At 55.6% G+C, this 16,868-nt stretch carries 14 protein-coding genes; 6 read left to right on the top strand and 8 right to left on the bottom strand.

Going from position 1 to position 16,868, the window contains the following annotated elements; genetic code table 11:
- Nucleotides 1–17: 17 nt before the first annotated feature.
- The 5 genes from ACR3FC_RS00310 to pyrH all read right to left on the bottom strand — a co-directional run bounded on the left by ACR3FC_RS00310 (nucleotide 18) and on the right by pyrH (nucleotide 5,465).
- Nucleotides 18–458 (bottom strand): TrgA family protein, encoded by a 441-nt coding sequence (locus tag ACR3FC_RS00310; protein ID WP_480472433.1) that lies wholly within the window; start codon nucleotides 456–458, stop codon nucleotides 18–20.
- 11 nt (nucleotides 459–469) lie between these two features.
- Nucleotides 470–1,681, bottom strand: a complete 1,212-nt coding sequence (locus tag ACR3FC_RS00305) for a class I SAM-dependent methyltransferase (protein WP_480472431.1) — start codon at nucleotides 1,679–1,681, stop codon at nucleotides 470–472.
- A 69-nt stretch (nucleotides 1,682–1,750) separates the two neighbouring features.
- Nucleotides 1,751–3,175, bottom strand: a complete 1,425-nt coding sequence (locus ACR3FC_RS00300; RefSeq protein ID WP_480476716.1) for a cryptochrome/photolyase family protein — start codon at nucleotides 3,173–3,175, stop codon at nucleotides 1,751–1,753.
- A gap of 48 nt (nucleotides 3,176–3,223) precedes the next feature.
- Entirely contained in the window at nucleotides 3,224–4,450 is a 1,227-nt protein-coding gene (locus ACR3FC_RS00295; protein ID WP_480472429.1) for an aminotransferase class V-fold PLP-dependent enzyme, read from the bottom strand.
- A gap of 262 nt (nucleotides 4,451–4,712) precedes the next feature.
- Nucleotides 4,713–5,465 (bottom strand): UMP kinase, encoded by a 753-nt coding sequence (pyrH, locus tag ACR3FC_RS00290; RefSeq protein ID WP_209504110.1) that lies wholly within the window; start codon nucleotides 5,463–5,465, stop codon nucleotides 4,713–4,715.
- Between the two features lie 97 nt (nucleotides 5,466–5,562).
- Here pyrH and miaA point away from each other — a divergent pair, with 97 nt between their 5' ends.
- From miaA to ACR3FC_RS00265, 5 genes are all read left to right on the top strand, one after another.
- Nucleotides 5,563–6,456 carry a tRNA (adenosine(37)-N6)-dimethylallyltransferase MiaA gene (gene miaA, locus ACR3FC_RS00285; RefSeq protein WP_480472427.1) on the top strand — a complete coding sequence of 298 codons (894 nt, stop codon included), beginning with the start codon at nucleotides 5,563–5,565 and terminating at the stop codon, nucleotides 6,454–6,456.
- A 352-nt stretch (nucleotides 6,457–6,808) separates the two neighbouring features.
- Nucleotides 6,809–8,479, top strand: coding sequence for an ABC transporter substrate-binding protein (locus ACR3FC_RS00280; protein WP_480472425.1), 1,671 nt, complete (start codon nucleotides 6,809–6,811; stop codon nucleotides 8,477–8,479).
- Nucleotides 8,480–8,602: 123 nt separating this feature from the next.
- Entirely contained in the window at nucleotides 8,603–9,649 is a 1,047-nt protein-coding gene (locus ACR3FC_RS00275; RefSeq protein WP_480472422.1) for an ABC transporter permease, read from the top strand.
- A gap of 13 nt (nucleotides 9,650–9,662) precedes the next feature.
- Nucleotides 9,663–11,126 (top strand): ABC transporter permease, encoded by a 1,464-nt coding sequence (locus tag ACR3FC_RS00270; RefSeq protein ID WP_480472420.1) that lies wholly within the window; start codon nucleotides 9,663–9,665, stop codon nucleotides 11,124–11,126.
- An 88-nt stretch (nucleotides 11,127–11,214) separates the two neighbouring features.
- Nucleotides 11,215–13,302 carry a dipeptide ABC transporter ATP-binding protein gene (locus ACR3FC_RS00265; RefSeq protein WP_480472418.1) on the top strand — a complete coding sequence of 696 codons (2,088 nt, stop codon included), beginning with the start codon at nucleotides 11,215–11,217 and terminating at the stop codon, nucleotides 13,300–13,302.
- A 111-nt stretch (nucleotides 13,303–13,413) separates the two neighbouring features.
- Here ACR3FC_RS00265 and ACR3FC_RS00260 read toward each other — a convergent pair whose 3' ends face one another.
- From ACR3FC_RS00260 to ACR3FC_RS00250, 3 genes are all read right to left on the bottom strand, one after another.
- The gene (locus ACR3FC_RS00260) at nucleotides 13,414–14,400 is read right to left on the bottom strand and encodes an MBL fold metallo-hydrolase (protein ID WP_480472416.1); all 987 of its coding nucleotides are present in this window, start codon (nucleotides 14,398–14,400) and stop codon (nucleotides 13,414–13,416) included.
- A gap of 130 nt (nucleotides 14,401–14,530) precedes the next feature.
- Nucleotides 14,531–15,493, bottom strand: a complete 963-nt coding sequence (locus ACR3FC_RS00255) for a LuxR C-terminal-related transcriptional regulator (protein ID WP_480472414.1) — start codon at nucleotides 15,491–15,493, stop codon at nucleotides 14,531–14,533.
- Between the two features lie 96 nt (nucleotides 15,494–15,589).
- Nucleotides 15,590–16,168, bottom strand: coding sequence for a lytic transglycosylase domain-containing protein (locus ACR3FC_RS00250; protein ID WP_267363904.1), 579 nt, complete (start codon nucleotides 16,166–16,168; stop codon nucleotides 15,590–15,592).
- A 201-nt stretch (nucleotides 16,169–16,369) separates the two neighbouring features.
- On the opposite strand from ACR3FC_RS00250, the gene ssb reads away from it, so the two are divergent.
- Nucleotides 16,370–16,858: a single-stranded DNA-binding protein gene (ssb, locus tag ACR3FC_RS00245; protein WP_480472412.1), complete on the top strand. Its 489-nt coding sequence runs from the start codon at nucleotides 16,370–16,372 to the stop codon at nucleotides 16,856–16,858.
- The last annotated feature ends 10 nt before the right edge of the window (nucleotides 16,859–16,868 follow it).

The raw sequence follows: 16,868 nt of genomic DNA, 5'->3' as shown, positions 1-16,868 counted from the left end.
TCATGTAAGGAAACGGATCAGCGCCACGAACGGTTGGCCTGTTCTGTGGCCAGCCCCGAGACAACGGCACCAATCAGGAATGCAATCAGGATTTCCGGATAAATCAGCAGCTTACCGTACTCAATCCCGATTTTGAAAATGGCCAGTATGGCCTCGAACGGGCCACCGTAACGATTGCGCATGGCAAGCCGGAACATTTCATAACAGCCCTGCACGAACAGCGCCCAGAAAATCATCGAGGCGACACCAGTCAGCCCATTGTTGATCGCAGCAGTCCAACCGCGCCCGGCCCGCTTACCCATGATGCCCCACCCGCAAACCGCACCAAGGGCCATGTTGACCACGGTAAAGTACCCATAATCCTTACCTTCTTCACCGTTTTCGATGATCATGCCAGAGACAATGAAGGCCAGCACGATGAGGCAAATGGCGGCTACGAGACGCGAGGCAGTGGGCATATAACGGTCCGTCAGTTAACTTGCTTTACTACGGTGATCTGTGTCACATCGCAATTGCGCGTGTCAAAGGCTGCGCCACAGGCAGTCAAATAATAATTCCACATGCGGCGAAAACGCTCATCAAACCCCAAATCTGCGATCTGTTCCCATTTTGCGTTGAACGTTTCATACCATCTCCGCAGTGTCAGATCATAACTTTTGCCGAATTCTTTCGACTTCACCACATTCAGACCGGCCTGATTGATCTGCTGCCGCAGGATCGAAGGTGATGGGAGCATTCCGCCCGGAAAGATGTATTTCTGAATGAAATCTACGCCGTTCTTGTAGTAATCCCAGCGGTGGTCACCCACCGTTATGATTTGCAAGGTCGCTTGTGCCCCCGGCTTCAGTCTCTCACGAACGGTTTCAAAATAAACCGGCCAGTATTTTTGGCCCACCGCCTCGAACATCTCGATTGAGGCGATGCCATCATATTGTCCACGCTCGTCGCGATAGTCCTGCAACTTGAACGTCACTTGATCCGAAAGCCCTGCTTTTTCAATACGCTCTTTCGCATATTTAAATTGTTCCTCACTGATCGTAAGGCCGGTTACATGCAGGCCCCGTTCTTTCGCGGCATATTCGGCAAAACCGCCCCATCCGCATCCGATTTCCAGAATGTGGTCGCCGGGTTTGGCCCCCATCTCATCGACAAGGCTGGCGTATTTGGCAGTTTGCGCCTTCTCCAGACTTTCTTGCCCGGTCTCAAAAATGGCACTGGAATAGGTCATCGTGTCATCCAGCCACAAACCGTAGAAGTCGTTACCTAGATCATAGTGGTACGAGATATTCTTCTTCGCCTGCGTCCTGTTATTACGGTGAAGCCAGAACCGCAGCCGTTCATAGGCCTGAACAATAAATTTCCCAGTAAATCCGTCATAGACGGTCTCAGACCCCAAATGGACCAGATCCATGAATGAGCGGAGGTCTGGCGTGCTCCAATGTCCCTCAAGGTAGGCATCAGAAAAACCCAGTTCGCCTTCGCGGATCAGGCGGGCAAAAACATCTCCGTTGTGAATGTCGATCTGGGCGACGGGCCCTGCCTTGGGCCCTTCAGCGCGAAAAGTGCGGCCATCGGGCAATGTAATGTCCAACCGCCCCGACTCCATTCGGGTCAGCATCTTGAAGACCTGGGCGAAATACCTGGGCAGATCCGACTGCCCCTCTGTCGTCGTCAGCACCATCCGCTCTCCCCTCTGCGGTACAGTTATCAGGCTAGGGCGCGATTTTGTTTCTGGCAAGTTTTCAGTTCCTTAGTGGGATTTTCGGCTTTCATACGCACGCAAGGCGCGGTTTCGACCGTCCGCCAGTTTCACGACAGGTTCGGGATAATCCGCCTGCGGACACAGGTTCCATGACCGGGGAACCGCAGCAAAATAAGAAAGCGCAATGTCACTGGGTTTCGTCTGGCCTTCGGCGATCCAGCGCCGCAGGTAAGACCCCTGCGGATCAAACTTTTCCGCCTGCGTTTGAGGGTTGAATATGCGAAAGAAAGGTGCCGCGTCGGGGCCTGACCCAGCAACCCACTGCCAGCCCATGGCGTTACAGGCCGGGTCCCAGTCAATCAGGCAATCCTCGAACCAACTCATCCCGATTTTCCAGTGTGTCATCAGATGTTTGGTCAGGTAGCTGGCAACAATCATCCGGGCCCGATTATGCATACGGCCTGTCACATACATCTGTCGCAGGCCAGCATCGACGACAGGAATTCCGGTTCGGGCCTGCCTCCAGGCGGCAACTTCAGGATGGTGCGGATCGACGTTCCAGGGGAAATCATCCCATTCCGCTTTCCAGTTTTCGGTCAGCAGATGCGGTGAGTGATACATCAGGTGATAGGCAAACTCACGCCAGACCATCTGCCGCAGAAATGCCTCAGTGCCGGGGGTTCCCATCATCGCAGCCTGTTGAACCCTGTGCCAGACTGTACGTGGCCCGATCTCGCCCAATGAAAGGTATTCTGACAGGTTTGATGTTCCTTCCAGATCCAACCGGTCACGGTCAGTGGAATAACGGGGGATATGGTCGAGAAAGTGCTCAAGGCGATCGCGGGCGGCCTGCTCGCCGGGTTGGACATGGGGACGCACGATTGCAGCACCCCGATTCATGTCCGCACCCATCTGCCAGGTGCTAAGTCTGTCACTGGAAGGCCAAGTCGCTGGCGCTGCCAAGCGTGACACCAACGCATCCGGCGCGGGCACGTCCCGCCGCTGAACCGCGCGCCACATAGGGGTGTAGACACGAAACGGCTGGCCCTGTTTTGTTGATACCGTCCAGGGCTCAAAAAGCAAATGACCGGAAAAAGACTTTGCGCATACCCCCAGTTCGGTCAGAGCCGTTTTGATCTGTGTATCGCGTGTGATCGACGCCGGATCATAGGCCCGCGACCAAAAAACAGCCTTTGCGCCCGTCTCTTTAACAAGTGTCTGCAAATGCTCAAGCGCATCTCCACGCCGCAGGATCAGTCGGCTACCCAGCCTCGTCAGAGCGTCGCTAAAGACCTCCAGACCCAGCCCCAACCGCCATTTCGGGGCCGCGCCAAGGTGTCGCACAAGAGGGTCATGAACAAAAACTGGTATGATCGGACGACCGCTTGAGACAGCTGCAGTTAATGCCGGATGGTCCGACAGGCGCAGATCCCGTCGGAACCATAAGATGATCGGAGACCGCTCGTTTTCCATATCCACCCTGAGGTTTTCTTCGTTCTACGAAGCCCCAAGCTGAGTGGATCACAAAACGTGTTCAAGCGCCTCCAAAAGCTGATCAATCTCCTGCTGCGAGGTATAATGTGTAAAGCTGACCCGCAAAACGCCCTGTGCCAGATCCACGCCCATCGCTTGCAATGGGCGCACAGCATAAAAGTCTCCTCCCCCCGCCATAACACCGTATTGCGCCAGTTCTGCTGCAACTGACTCAGCGGGACGGTTCAGCGACAGCGCTACCGTCGGCGCACGCCGGGTGGCATCTGAAGTGCCGATCAGACGTACCGCGTTGCGGTCCTTTACCGCATCCAGAACCGGTTGAAGTAAGGACACCTCATGCGCGCGCATCAGGTCATGGGCAAAGGCACCCTGCTCTGCTGCACCGGCGTCAGGCCCACCGTGATGCGTGCACAGGAGCTCGACGTAATCGGCCATACCTGCACTTGCCGCAATCTGAGCATGATCCGGGCCTGCCGGGGTAAAGCGCTTGTAAAGAACGTCGGCGTTGAAGTAGTGCGCTTGGTTGGGCAGCAACTCTCCCAGTGTTCGGCGAATGACCATGCAGCCTTGATGCGGGCCAAAAGTTTTATAGGCTGAAAACAGATAGATATCCGGCCCCAAATCGCCAACATTCGGAAACCCATGCGGGGCGTAAGATACGCCGTCCACGCAGACAAATGCACCAGCCGCGTGGGCAATCGCAGTGATCTCGGTGACCGGGTTAATCTCTCCAACGACATTGGAACAATGCGGGAAACAGACCAGACGCACTTTTTCGTCCAGCATATTTTCCAGATCCTGCGGGTTCAGTGATCCGGTTTCAGGATCGATCTGCCACTCCCGCACTTCAATCCCTGCCTCGGCCAGACGACGCCATGGGCCCGAATTTGCCTCGTGATCCTGATTGGTCACGACAATCGCCTCGCCAGGTTTCATCCATTGCCTGAACGCCTGTGCCAAAACATAGGTATTCTGTGTCGTCGAAGGGCCAAAGCTCAGCTCATCGGTTTCAACACCCAGGATGGCGGCCATGCGCACGCGTGCCTCATCCATCTCGGCACCTGCAAGACGGCTGGCCTCATAAGGGGCGTAGGGCTGAACCTTTCGCTGCGTATAGAACCGCGTCAACCGGTCGATCACCGGCTTGCAGGTATATGACCCACCCGCATTCTCAAAAAACGCCTGTCCTTTCAGGCTGGGTTCGGAAAAAGCCGGAAACTGTGCCCGAACGAAATCGATATCCAGAGAGCTCATGCCTCATTGCTCCTTAGTTGTGCTGTCATATCAACAAGATGCCCGCTCATGTTTCCGGACATCTCAGAAATCATGGCAGGTCTTCCAGCCCAGCCTGTGCTTGCGCCATGAGCTGACGAAACACCGGGCAGCCCTTCACTTCGGAAGGACAACGCTACTTAGACAGCACCATCCGCGACCGTCAAGCTGAAGCAAAAGAAAAAGCCCGGCGGGGTTGCCGGGGCTGAATTTCTAACACTCTGGGGCAGGTCTCGTTCGGGCCTCAACCCTGAACTTTGGTATATGTCCCCTCGCCTGCAAGAATACCACGGAAACCTCCGGGCTCATCCAGACCAAAGACGATCAGAGGCAGGTTGTTGTCACGCGCCAGCGCGATGGCTGACGCATCCATGACCCGCAACCGCTTGGCTAGAACGTCGTCATAGGTGACCGTGTCATAACGCACCGCGTCGGCATGTTGTTTGGGATCCTTGTCGTAGACGCCGTCGACACCGTTCTTGCCCATGAAAATCGCCTCACACGCCATTTCATTGGCGCGCAAGGTCGCCGCGGTGTCGGTGGTGAAATACGGGTTGCCGGTGCCGGCCGCAAAGATGCAAACCCTTTTCTTTTCAAGGTGTCGTACGGCGCGGCGGCGGATATACGGCTCGCACACTTCATCCATGCGAATGGCCGAAATGACCCTGGTGAACACCCCAATCTCTTCCAGGGCAGATTGCATACCCAGTGCGTTCATCACCGTGGCCAACATCCCCATATAGTCTGCTGTCGTCCGCTCCATACCCTGAGCAGATCCACTCAGGCCCCGGAAAATGTTTCCGCCACCGATAACCATGCAGATCTCAACGCCCAGATCGTGAACCGATTTCACCTCTTGCGCGATGCGTTGAACTGTCGGCGGGTGCAGGCCAAAGCCCTGATCCCCCATCAATGCCTCTCCTGAAATTTTCAACATGACACGTTTGTATGTGGTTTTCGGGGTTTCGGCAGTTTCAGAAGACGGGGAAAGGCTCATGTTGCGCTCCGGGCTGGCACGGGGTTAATTTCCGGCGCAAAATGAAGCAAAAGCTCCGCAGGTTCAATGCGGTTGGTGAGGATTGAGGCAACCGCATATGACCCGGCGATCAACGGACGCGATATTTCAGCAATTGCCCCCTATTCCCGTTGACAAACCTGTCCTGATTGCAGGGCCGACGGCATCCGGGAAATCAGCACTGGCGCTGGAGATCGCCGAACGGCATGGCGGCGTCATCGTCAATGCAGATGCAAGTCAGGTCTATGACTGCTGGCGAGTGATCTCGGCCCGACCATCTGTCAAAGAAGAAACACGCGCGCCGCATCTGCTCTATGGTCACATCGCCTATAATCAGGAATATTCAGCCGGTCACTGGCTGCGCGAAGTGGTGCCACTGCTGACCGGGGGCCAGCGGCCAATCATCGTCGGCGGGACCGGTTTATATTTCACGGCCCTGACCGAAGGCATGGCCGAGATCCCCGCAACTCCGTCGCAGGTGCGGGCCGAAGCAGACTTGCTGACCGTTGCCGAGCTTGTCGCCGGGGTCGACGAACGGACACTGTCTGGCCTGGATACGCAGAACCGCGCGCGCGTGCAGCGTGCTTGGGAAGTGCAGCGCGCCACTGGTCGCAGCCTGTTATCTTGGCAGGCCGATACGCCACCGCCAATTTTACGGCTGGATGATGCGGTTCCCATCGTTTTTGACGTCGACAAAACGTGGCTTCTGAATCGGATTGAACGCCGTTTTGATCAGATGCTGGAGCTGGGCGCAATCGACGAAGTTCGCGCCATGCGGGATCGTTTCGACCCCGTTCTTCCCGCCTGCAAAGCCATTGGGGTGCCAGAGCTTATGGCCTATCTGGATGGAACACTGACTTTGGATCAGGCCCGTGAAAGGGCCACGATCTCGACCCGGCAATTTGCCAAACGCCAACGCACGTGGTTCCGGGCCAGAATGAAAACATGGAATCACGTTGATTTCTCAAAGTGATATCTGGTGTTGTTCATTCCACAAGATTTGACAACCAAAGCAAACGGATCAACGGAAACGAATTAGTTTTTCGTCTGTTATCAGTGATTTGACACAGAATCTCCGCAAGGATTTCTCCTGACGAAGCGCCACATGACAAAATCCGCGCCAAAGTATCAACACTGCGGGAACGTCGCTTTTGTGCATTTTATGTCGATTCCGAACGTTGACGTTAAGTGAATTCTGGTGCCGAATAGCGGCATGGGGATGCAAAGAGTCCAAAAACCGGAACCCTTCTTTCTTTCGACAGGACAAGCCCGTGTCGCTTAGAACAAGAACAAATCAACAAAATCAATGTCACAGGGAGACATTTATGACCAATACGGCAATCACCACAGACAAGGTGCACTGGGCGGCCGAGATGCACGCGCAGGAATACCGTGACGGCAAGCTTAGCCGCCGGGAATTTCTGGCCCGCGCGACGGCGCTGGGTGTCGCAGTACCGGCAGCCTATGGATTGATCGGTCTGCAGTCGCCTGCGGCGGCGCAAGAGCCGCAGCGCGGCGGCACCATCCGCTATCAGATGGAAGTGCGCGCGCTCAAAGATCCGCGGACTTATGACTGGACGCAAATTGCTACTTTCACAGCAGGCTGGCTGGAGTACCTCGTCGAATACAACAACGACGGCTCGTTCAAGCCGATGCTGCTGGAAAGCTGGGAAGCCAACGCCGATGCCACCGAATACACATTGAACGTTCGCAAGGGCGTAAAGTGGAACAATGGCGACGATTTCACAGCCGAAGACGTGGCCCGCAACATCGCAGGATGGTGTGACGCTGGTCTAGAAGGCAACTCGATGGCATCGCGTATGGCGTCGCTTATCGACGAAAGCACTCAGCAAGCTGCGGACGGTGCAATCACCGTTGTCGACTCCCATACTGTCAAACTGAAGTGCAACGCGCCTGACATCACGATCATCCCGGGCATGGCGGACTATCCCGCTCCTATCGTTCATAGCAGCTTTGATGCAAACGACATGCTTTCAAACCCGGTCGGCACAGGCTTCATGCTGCCCGACAGCCACGAAGTTGGCGTCAAAGGCGTGCTGGTGCGCAACGAAGGCTTCGAATGGTGGGGTTATGAGGCCGGCAAAGGCGGCTATATAGACCGCATCGAGTTCATCGACTACGGCACTGACCCGGCTGCATTCCTTGCGGCTTATGAGGCCGAAGAGATCGACATGAACTGGGAGTCTGTTGGCGAATTCGTCGACATCTTCGACGGCATTGGGCTTGTGCGCTCGGAAATCCCGTCGGGCTTCACCATCGTTATCCGCCCGAACCAGTTGGCGGAGGACGAAAACGGTAACAAAATCTACGGCGACAAGCGCGTTCGTCAGGCTTTAGCCATGGCGGTGGACAACGAAGTGTGTCTGGAACTGGGTATGTCGGGTTATGGCATTCCGGCTGACAACTGCCACGTCGGGCCAATGCACCCTGAACATGACTCGGCCGTAACTCGCATTCCGTATGATCCTGCCGGCGCGAAAGCCCTGATGGACGAAGCGGGTATGGGTGACTTTGAGCATGAAGTGCAATCGATCGACGATGACTGGCGTCGTAACACCACAGCTGCGGTTGTAGCGCAACTGAACGACGCTGGCATCAAGGCCAAGCACACAGTTCTGCCGGGATCAACTTTCTGGAACGACTGGACGAAATACGCCTTCTCGTCGACGAACTGGAACCACCGCCCATTGGGCACCCAGGTTCTGGCGCTGGCCTACAAGTCAGGTGTTGCCTGGAATGAATCAGGTTTCGCCAATGCAGAGTTCGACGCCTTGTTGTCTGAAGCAAACTCGATCGCGGACGTAGATAAGCGTCGCGAAGTGATGGCCAAACTGCAGGCGATCATGATCGACGAAGGTGTCACGATCCAACCTTATTGGCGGACTGCGATGCGCCATCATCGCGACAATTTGGTGGGTGTTGAAAAGCATATCGCTGACCTGCCGCAGCTTTATAAGTTCGGCTTTACGTCCTAAGCCAAAACACAAAAGGCCGCGCCACCTCGGCGCGGCTTCTTCGTCCTGAATGCGGCGAACAAATAATAACAGCTAAGCGTGGCGTTCCATGAAACCCGCGCTAGCCGACCCACAGGGGCAAATATGGGACTTTTCATTCTAAGGCGCGTTGGCATCATGCTGTTGACGGCATTGTGTCTGACATTCCTGGTTTTCTTCTTAACCAACCTCTATCCGAACCTCGAAAAGCTGGCGAAAACGCAGGGCAACTTTCGGATGTCGGATGAGCAGGTTGAGAGCTACCTGAACAAAAATGGTTACCTCCAATCCACTCCGATAAAATACGGCGAATGGCTGGGTGTCCTGCCCTCATATCGGTACACGAATGAAGACGGAACCGTTCAGGGAAGATGCATTCTGCCGGGCAAAACCGCCGAGGAATCTCCGAATTTTTGCGGAATCCTGCAAGGGTATTGGGGCTATTCGACTGTCTTCAAAGAAGAGGTTTCGACCGTTGTTGGCAACAGATTGGCTCTGACTGGCCGTCTGATGCTCTGGGTCATGCTGCTGATGGTTCCGTCTGCGTTGATCCTTGGTGTTTTGGCAGGAATGAAAGAAGGATCTGCCACCGACAGGACGCTGTCGACCTTCGCCATCACAACGACGGCGACACCGGAATACGTCTCGGGCGTGATCTTTATCGCCATCTTCACCTCTTCTGCAGTTGGATTGAAGTGGTTCAAGGGTACGGCCACGCAAGCGATGGAGAACCCGACCTTTGAAAACTTCTTCCTGCCGGTCCTGACCATTGCGCTTTATGGGATGGGTTATATTGCCCGGATGACCCGCGCCTCGATGACTGAAGTGATGACCGCCCAATATATCCGGACGGCGCGTCTGAAAGGTGTATCCTTCCCCAATATCGTCATGAAGCATGCGCTGCGTAATGCGCTGATCGCACCGTTCACCGTCATCATGCTGCAATTCCCCTGGCTGCTGAATGGTGTGGTGATCGTCGAGACCCTGTTCAACTACAAGGGCTTCGGCTGGGCGCTGGTTCAGGCCGCGGGCAATAACGACATTCAGCTGTTACTGGCGATTTCGGTCGTGTCGGTCTTTGTGGTGCTGGTGACCCAGCTGATCTCTGATATCGGCTATGTCTACCTCAACCCGCGCATCCGCATTTCTTAAGGAGGGTTAGATCATGGAACCACTTACCTGGACCGGCTCTATCGCCTTCCTGAACCCGCTTTTTGCACTTGGCCTTGCGCTGATGCTCTTGTCCATTGCCGTATGGATGCTGGCCAGCATCGTGCTGCCCGAAGACCAGATGACGGTGAACCCGGACGGTACGTTGAGCTCAAGCTCAGGCCTGCGGACACTGATACAATTGGCGCTGCGTTACAGTTTCCTGGCCAGTGTAGGAATCGCGCTCGCCTATATTGTGCTAGGCGTTCTGATGGGCACCAGCGCCGGAATTATTGGTGCCATGTCCCAGCAGTTTTTGCCCGTATGGGTGTCTTTGATCATCCTTTATGCCATGTCGATCGCTTTCAAACGCAAGCTTGGCCTCTACGGCAAACTGTTTGACAGTCCAATCGGCATGATTGGCTTTGGCCTTGTGATGTTCTGGGTCTTCACCGGGATTTTCGGCGCGATGGATCTGATCGTTACACATGATCCGCTGTCGCAGGTCTCGGGCATGAAGAACAAAGTGCCAGGGACGCCACTGTCCAATCTGGAGGACGGTCAATACGCCTGGTATCTGCTGGGTGGCGACAACCTGGCCCGCGACGTGTTCAGCCGCATGGTCAAAGGGGCTTGGATTGTTGTTCAGATCGCCCCGCTTGCCACGATATTTGCCTTCATGGTTGGCATCACGCTGGGTCTGCCGGCAGGCTACTACGGTGGTCGGCTGGATACCTTGCTGTCCTTCCTTGCAAACCTGATCCTGGCCTTCCCGGTGATCCTGCTGTTCTATTTGCTGGTCACGCCTGAGATCGTTGCGACCGGTGTGCCGAACTACATGGCGGCTGTCTTGTTCGTATTCCCTATCATATTCCTCGGCGTGCTGCTGAACTCACGCTACTATACCAGACCGAACTTCCGAACACCGCTGCTGATCGGAGTTTTGGGGGTTGCGGGTTGGTTCTACCTGTCTCTGATTTCGACCGGTGGCTACATCATCAATACCGACGCCTATCGTATCTGGGGTCTGCCGACCTATCTGGATCTTTTCGATATTCCAGGCGGTATTCTGGTGGTCTTTGTCTCGGTGGTCTTTGTGAATTCGCCCACCGTGTTCCGCATCGTGCGCGGACTGGCGATGGACATCAAAACCCGTGATTATGTGGCGGCAGCACAAACCCGTGGCGAGGGTCCGTGGTACATCATGCTGTGGGAAATCCTGCCCAACGCGCGTGGCCCGCTGATCGTCGATTTCTGCCTGCGCATTGGCTATACCACCATTCTTCTGGGAACCTTAGGTTTCTTTGGGCTGGGCCTGCCGCCCGAAAGCCCTGACTGGGGGTCGACGATCAACGAGGGGCGCAAGCTTTTGTCGATCTACCTGCACCCTGCTCTGCCGCCCGCGCTGGCTTTGTTGACGCTGGTTCTGGGTTTGAACCTGCTGGCCGACGGTTTGCGCGAAGAAAGCCTGAAGGACTGATGTGAAGCGCCCGGGGCCAGCCCCCGGACCCCCGAGATATTTTTAGCCAGATGAAGAGGATCCCCTCGATCTGGTGAGGAGATACAAGATGAGCAAGATGGCGGATTATGACGGCCCGATCCTTGAGATCGACAAGCTGTCGATTTCCTTCTTTACCCGCCTGCGGGAAATTCCGGCCGTGATGGATTTCTCTGTCAGTGTGCAACCCGGTGAAGCTGTTGGTCTGGTCGGTGAATCTGGTTGCGGTAAATCCACGGTGGCGCTGGGCGTCATGCAGGACCTTGGTAAAAACGGTCGCATCGTTGGCGGTACGATCAAGTTCAAGGGTCGTGATCTGGCGGAAATGAGTTCAGATGAATTGCGCGACATACGCGGCAATGAGATCGCGATGATCTATCAGGAGCCGATGGCCTCGCTGAACCCGGCGATGAAGATCGGCAAGCAGCTGATGGAAGTGCCCATGATTCACGAGGGCGTCAGCGCAGAAGAAGCGTATTCGCGCGCTCTGGAAGTTGTCACCGATGTGCGCCTGCCGGACCCCGAGCGAATGCTCAACTCGTTCCCGCACCAGCTGTCAGGCGGTCAACAGCAGCGCATCGTGATCGCGATGGCCTTGATGTCGAAACCGGCGCTGCTGATCCTTGACGAACCAACAACGGCACTTGACGTAACGGTTGAGGCTGCCGTGGTCGAGCTGGTGAAGGATCTGGGCAAGAAATACGGCACCTCGATGCTGTTCATTTCGCACAACCTCGGTCTGGTTCTGGAAACCTGTGACCGGCTTTGCGTGATGTATTCAGGTGAGGCGGTCGAGCGCGGCTCGATCAAGGATGTGTTTGATGAGATGCAGCATCCTTATACGCAGGCCCTGTTCCGGTCGATCCCGCTGCCGGGGGCCGACAAGAATTCGCGCCCGCTGGTGGCTATACCGGGGAACTTTCCTCTACCCCATGAGCGGCCCCCTGGTTGTAATTTCGGCCCGCGCTGCGACTATTTCGAAGAGGGTCGCTGTGACGCCAAGGACATACTGATGGAGGCGGTTCCCGGAAATGACCGGCACCATACCCGTTGCCTGAAATTCAAAGAGATCGACTGGAACGCACCGATCACGGTGGGTGAACAGAAAGAGAAAGGTGAGATCGGCAGGGTCGTTCTGAAGATGGACAACCTCAAAAAATACTATGAGGTTGCGGCAAACGCCCTGTTCGGCGGTGGCGAAAAGAAGGTTGTGAAAGCAAACGAAACGCTCAGTTTCGAGGCGCATGAATCCGAGACGTTGGCCATTGTGGGCGAATCCGGTTGCGGCAAATCCACGTTCGCCAAAGTTTTGATGGGTCTTGAGACGGCCACGGACGGGCAGATCCTTCTGGACAACCGCAATATCGAACAAGTGCCCATAGAAGAGCGTGACGCAAAGACCGTTGGTGAAGTTCAGATGGTGTTTCAGAACCCGTTCGACACGCTGAACCCGTCGATGACCGTCGGGCGCCAGATCATCCGGGCATTGGAGATTTTCGGTGTTGGTAATTCCGAGGCCGATCGCAAGAAGCGGATGCTGGAACTGCTGGATCTGGTGAAACTTCCGCGCGCCTTTGCAGACAGGATGCCGCGTCAGCTGTCAGGTGGCCAGAAGCAACGCGTTGGTATCGCGCGCGCCTTTGCTGGTGATGCGCGCATCGTGGTGGCCGACGAGCCCGTATCAGCGCTGGACGTTTCCGTGCAAGCTGCGGTGACCGACCTGTTGATGGAAATTCAGCGCGTGCACAAAACCACGTTGCTGTTCATCAGCCATGACCTTTCCATCGTGCGATACCTCAGCGACCGGGTAATGGTGATGTATCTGGGCCACGTGGTCGAGCTGGGCACAACTGACCAGGTTTTTGCACCCCCCTACCACCCTTATACCGAAGCGCTGCTGAGTGCTGTTCCCATCGCCGATACATCGGTCGAAAAGCAGCACATCGTACTGGAGGGTGATATCCCTTCGGCCATGAACCCGCCACCGGGATGCCCGTTCCAGACACGGTGTCGCTGGAAGTCCGAAGTGCCTGACGGTCGCTGTGAGTCGCATGTACCGCCAGTGCAGACATTGGCCGAGGGTCATCAGGTAAAGTGCCACTTGTCCGAAGAGGTGCTGGCACGGATGCAACCCGTGATCAAAGTCGCGGCTGAATAGGTTTGCGGATCTTTACTGGAAAGGGCCGGTCGTTGACCGGCCCTTTCTGTGAGCGCCGCGTGTCACGAGGAGACCGGCGACGCTTGTGAGTGGTGGTTCCCTACAAGACTCTCAGCCGGTCATGACGTTGTTGCCGAAATGCATGAACTCCTGATCCATGCCTGAAATCTCTCCGGCCTCCAGTTTCAGGCTGGCACTGTCAAGCATCTGATAGCTTTTCTGCCCCTTTACCCACTCGTCCGCAGATTGCAGCGTGGTCAGCGTGTAAGACGTGACTTCATTCAGGTAATGGGTTGGGATAATGATCTTGGGCTTTAGCTTGGCCACGATGTCATTACCCTGATCGAAACTCAGGATATGTTGCGACCCGTCTACCGGCAGGGTCAGAACATCGACCTGTCCGACGGCGTCCCAAAACTCCTGCGGTGGGTTATGGCGATTGTCACCCCAGATCAGCGTACGAATGCCGCCTGTTTCCACCAGATAGACCACCATATCCATATGACCCACATTGTTCGGTGGGCAGGCATCGACCCCAAACTCGGCCAGTGCATTGGTCCAGTTGTACCACCCCGGCGCCACGCAGGCATGCTTATCAGCAAAACCAGTGATCTTGATATCGGCGAACTCGAAATTGCCCACCATCCTGTCCAGAACCATGGTCGAGCTTGGGCGTTCGATCGCGTCGTGATCAAAATGCGCGTGGGTCGACAGGGTAATGTCTACCGGAATCTGGGGGAATTCATTGCGGAACCAAAGCCCCCACGCGCCCGACGGGTCATCACGCCAGGGGTCAAGCAGGACCGTTGCGCCGTTGGGCGAAGTGATCTTGATGGCGCAATGGCCATAATAATCGATACCGACAACTCCGGCACTGGCCTGACCCGTCGATCCCTGCAGGTCAATCACATGGTTATTGTTCCCTGGCTGCAACCAGGCTTGCGATTGCGCTTCGACCGGTTTCGCCCCCAGCACTGAAGCGGTCGCGCCAACACCGGCAGCACCTGCCGCCATGAAAAATGACCGCCGAGACAAACCCGGTGCCAGATGATCCCTGTCCCCTTTCAGGATGGTCGGCTTCAGATCCTTGCGATCCATATCTATGTACCTCTCTGTTGGACGTGCGCCTTTTTTCCGCACCTCATCCCAAAAGGTAACAAGCTAAAGCACATCGGCTCAGACCGAAAAAATAGGGGTGGAATATGGGGGCAATCCCCATATTCGACATTCACGAAATCGAGAGCAAGTGACTGCGCAGGTTTTTATCCCGGCCCTCAAGTCCAAGTTTTCGGCGAATGTTGTTGCGGTGAAAATCGATTGTCGACGTCTCTCGGGACAGGGCCTTGGCTATGTCCTTCGTGGTTCTCCCAAACATGACCATCTGAGCAATTTCCATTTCTGTCGGGGTCATTGCCGCAAAGGCATCCGTCAACTTGTCAGACAGCGAAGACGTGATCTCGTTCAGGTTCTTCTCGGCCAGCTCAAGATAGACAAACTGCGCCTCATCCCCTGAAAGCTGCGCCCGAACCTTTTCAAGATACGGCAAAACTCTGCTGCGAACCTGCTCGACGATTTCGTGATCCCGGTTCTTGCGGTCATCGTCGAGACTTGAGAGCAATACGCGCAACGCTGTGTTCGTCTCCTGCAGCTCTCGGGTTCGATCCGAAACACGCGTTTCAAGCTGGGCAAGTGTTTCGTTCAGTTTCTCTTCCAACGCGCGTCTCAGATAAACCTCTTGCAACAAAGCCAAATCCGACTCGACCATGCGCGCGAACTGCGCCAACCCCTCACGGAATAACAAGGCCCGCCGGTTCTGTTTACGGTCCAGAACACAGATTGTGCCGAACACCGATCCATCGGGCCATTTCAGCGGTAAGCCGATGTAAAAGGTCATTCCGTGTTCCAGGTCGTCGTTGTCCGCCCAAACCGGATCACATTTGGCGTCTTCGACCACCAACTCTCCGTCACGCTCCAGAACACCCTTACAGTATAGCTTGGGGTTCAACTGGAAACTCAGACCGACCGGATATGGATTCTCGGGGTGATCGGATGTGATCAAAACCGCATGATCCGGCGCATCGGTTTTCATGATCAAGCTTGCGGGCACGTCGGCCAGTTCTGCGACCAGATCAACAAGTTGCTGCCAGTTTGCCAGCGTTTCTTTGGGAATCTGCGGATGATCAGCAGGCATAATGGGCCTCACCAGTTACTGGGCGATACCCTGTCAGGTTAGTTGGAGGCGTTGCACTGAATCAAGAATACGACACTCTGCAGCGCAGCATCAGTTTCAGCCGCCCCAGATAACCTTCACGTAGTTCTGGGTTTCCTTGTACGGCGGGATCCCACCGTGCTTTTCAACCGCATCAGGACCCGCGTTATAGGCCGCCAGCGCCAAAGGCCACGATTTGAACTTGCGGTACTGCCAAGACAGATATCTGGCACCGCCTTCGAGGTTCTGCTTGGGATCATGCGGGTTTACGCCCAAAAGCTCGGCCGTTTGTGGCATAAGCTGCGCCAATCCCAACGCACCTTTATGTGACTTCGCCTGTGGGTTCCATCCACTTTCCTGCTGCACCAGACGCAAAAAGAGATCTTCAGGGATGTTGTGAAGGCGAGCAACACGCCGTGCGATTTCCAGATATTCTCCACGATATTTTCCTGAATACCGTTTGCTGACCTGATCACGCGTTGTTTTGGGTTTCAGCCGGGCCGAGTCGCGGTACTGGGTTGCCGCACGAGAATCCAGAACCTTCGCCTGTTTCAGGAAGATATCCTTGCGGCTTTTGCTGGACAATGTTTGTGCCTGCACCGGCGCAACGGCCAATACAAGGCAGGCAACGGAAAACCCAGCAACCCAAGAACGCATCTTTGCTTATCCTGCTCGATCAAAACCAGTGGGAGTATAGGTATTCCCGCAAAAAATGAAAGCTTGGTAAATAGTACAGTAAGACTCTTGTTCGACAGTGTTGTATCAACTGTTTTCAACCATGATGCAGGCCGTATAGGGTCTCACGAAACTCATTGCGCCAGATTCGGCGCATTTACGCAGAACAGAACGAGGATTTACATGGCGGGTTCAGTCAACAAGGTCATTCTGGTGGGAAATCTTGGCCGCGACCCCGAGGTCCGGTCGTTCCAGAACGGCGGCAAAGTGTGCAACCTGCGCATTGCCACCTCGGAGAACTGGAAAGACCGCAACACAGGTGAGCGGCGCGAACGGACAGAGTGGCATTCGGTTGCCATCTTCTCGGAACCGCTGGCCCGCATCGCCGAGCAATATCTGCGCAAGGGCAGCAAGGTTTATATCGAAGGCCAGCTGGAAACCCGCAAATGGCAGGATCAATCCGGTCAGGATCGGTATACGACCGAGGTTGTCCTACGCCCCTATCGCGGGGAACTGACCCTGCTGGACGGTCGTGGTGAAGGCGGTGGCGGCAGCGGCGGCGGTTATGGTGGTGGCCAGGCCGGTGGCGGTTACGATGACCCCTATGGCGGTCCTTCCAGCTCTGCGGCACCAGCCTCGGGCGGAATCGACGATGACGAGATTCCGTTCTAACCAAAGCGGA

It is taken from the genome of Ruegeria sp. AF3 (genome assembly GCF_056536285.1).
Note: the sequence above shows the minus strand (reverse complement) of the source record. Positions and strands in the feature narration are given on the sequence as shown.

Excerpts from the sequence above, each read along its gene's own strand:
- ACR3FC_RS00310 (WP_480472433.1), bottom strand. The coding sequence starts at position 458 with ATGCCCACTGCCTCGCGTCTCGTAGCCGCCATTTGCCTCATCGTGCTG.
- ACR3FC_RS00305 (WP_480472431.1), bottom strand. The coding sequence starts at position 1,681 with ATGGTGCTGACGACGACAGAGGGGCAGTCGGATCTGCCCAGGTATTTC.
- ACR3FC_RS00300 (WP_480476716.1), bottom strand. The coding sequence starts at position 3,175 with ATGGAAAACGAGCGGTCTCCGATCATCTTATGGTTCCGACGGGATCTG.
- ACR3FC_RS00295 (WP_480472429.1), bottom strand. The coding sequence starts at position 4,450 with ATGAGCTCTCTGGATATCGATTTCGTTCGGGCACAGTTTCCGGCTTTT.
- pyrH (WP_209504110.1), bottom strand. The coding sequence starts at position 5,465 with ATGAGCCTTTCCCCGTCTTCTGAAACTGCCGAAACCCCGAAAACCACA.
- miaA (WP_480472427.1), top strand. The coding sequence starts at position 5,563 with ATGACCCGGCGATCAACGGACGCGATATTTCAGCAATTGCCCCCTATT.
- ACR3FC_RS00280 (WP_480472425.1), top strand. The coding sequence starts at position 6,809 with ATGACCAATACGGCAATCACCACAGACAAGGTGCACTGGGCGGCCGAG.
- ACR3FC_RS00275 (WP_480472422.1), top strand. The coding sequence starts at position 8,603 with ATGGGACTTTTCATTCTAAGGCGCGTTGGCATCATGCTGTTGACGGCA.
- ACR3FC_RS00270 (WP_480472420.1), top strand. The coding sequence starts at position 9,663 with ATGGAACCACTTACCTGGACCGGCTCTATCGCCTTCCTGAACCCGCTT.
- ACR3FC_RS00265 (WP_480472418.1), top strand. The coding sequence starts at position 11,215 with ATGAGCAAGATGGCGGATTATGACGGCCCGATCCTTGAGATCGACAAG.
- ACR3FC_RS00260 (WP_480472416.1), bottom strand. The coding sequence starts at position 14,400 with ATGGATCGCAAGGATCTGAAGCCGACCATCCTGAAAGGGGACAGGGAT.
- ACR3FC_RS00255 (WP_480472414.1), bottom strand. The coding sequence starts at position 15,493 with ATGCCTGCTGATCATCCGCAGATTCCCAAAGAAACGCTGGCAAACTGG.
- ACR3FC_RS00250 (WP_267363904.1), bottom strand. The coding sequence starts at position 16,168 with ATGCGTTCTTGGGTTGCTGGGTTTTCCGTTGCCTGCCTTGTATTGGCC.
- ssb (WP_480472412.1), top strand. The coding sequence starts at position 16,370 with ATGGCGGGTTCAGTCAACAAGGTCATTCTGGTGGGAAATCTTGGCCGC.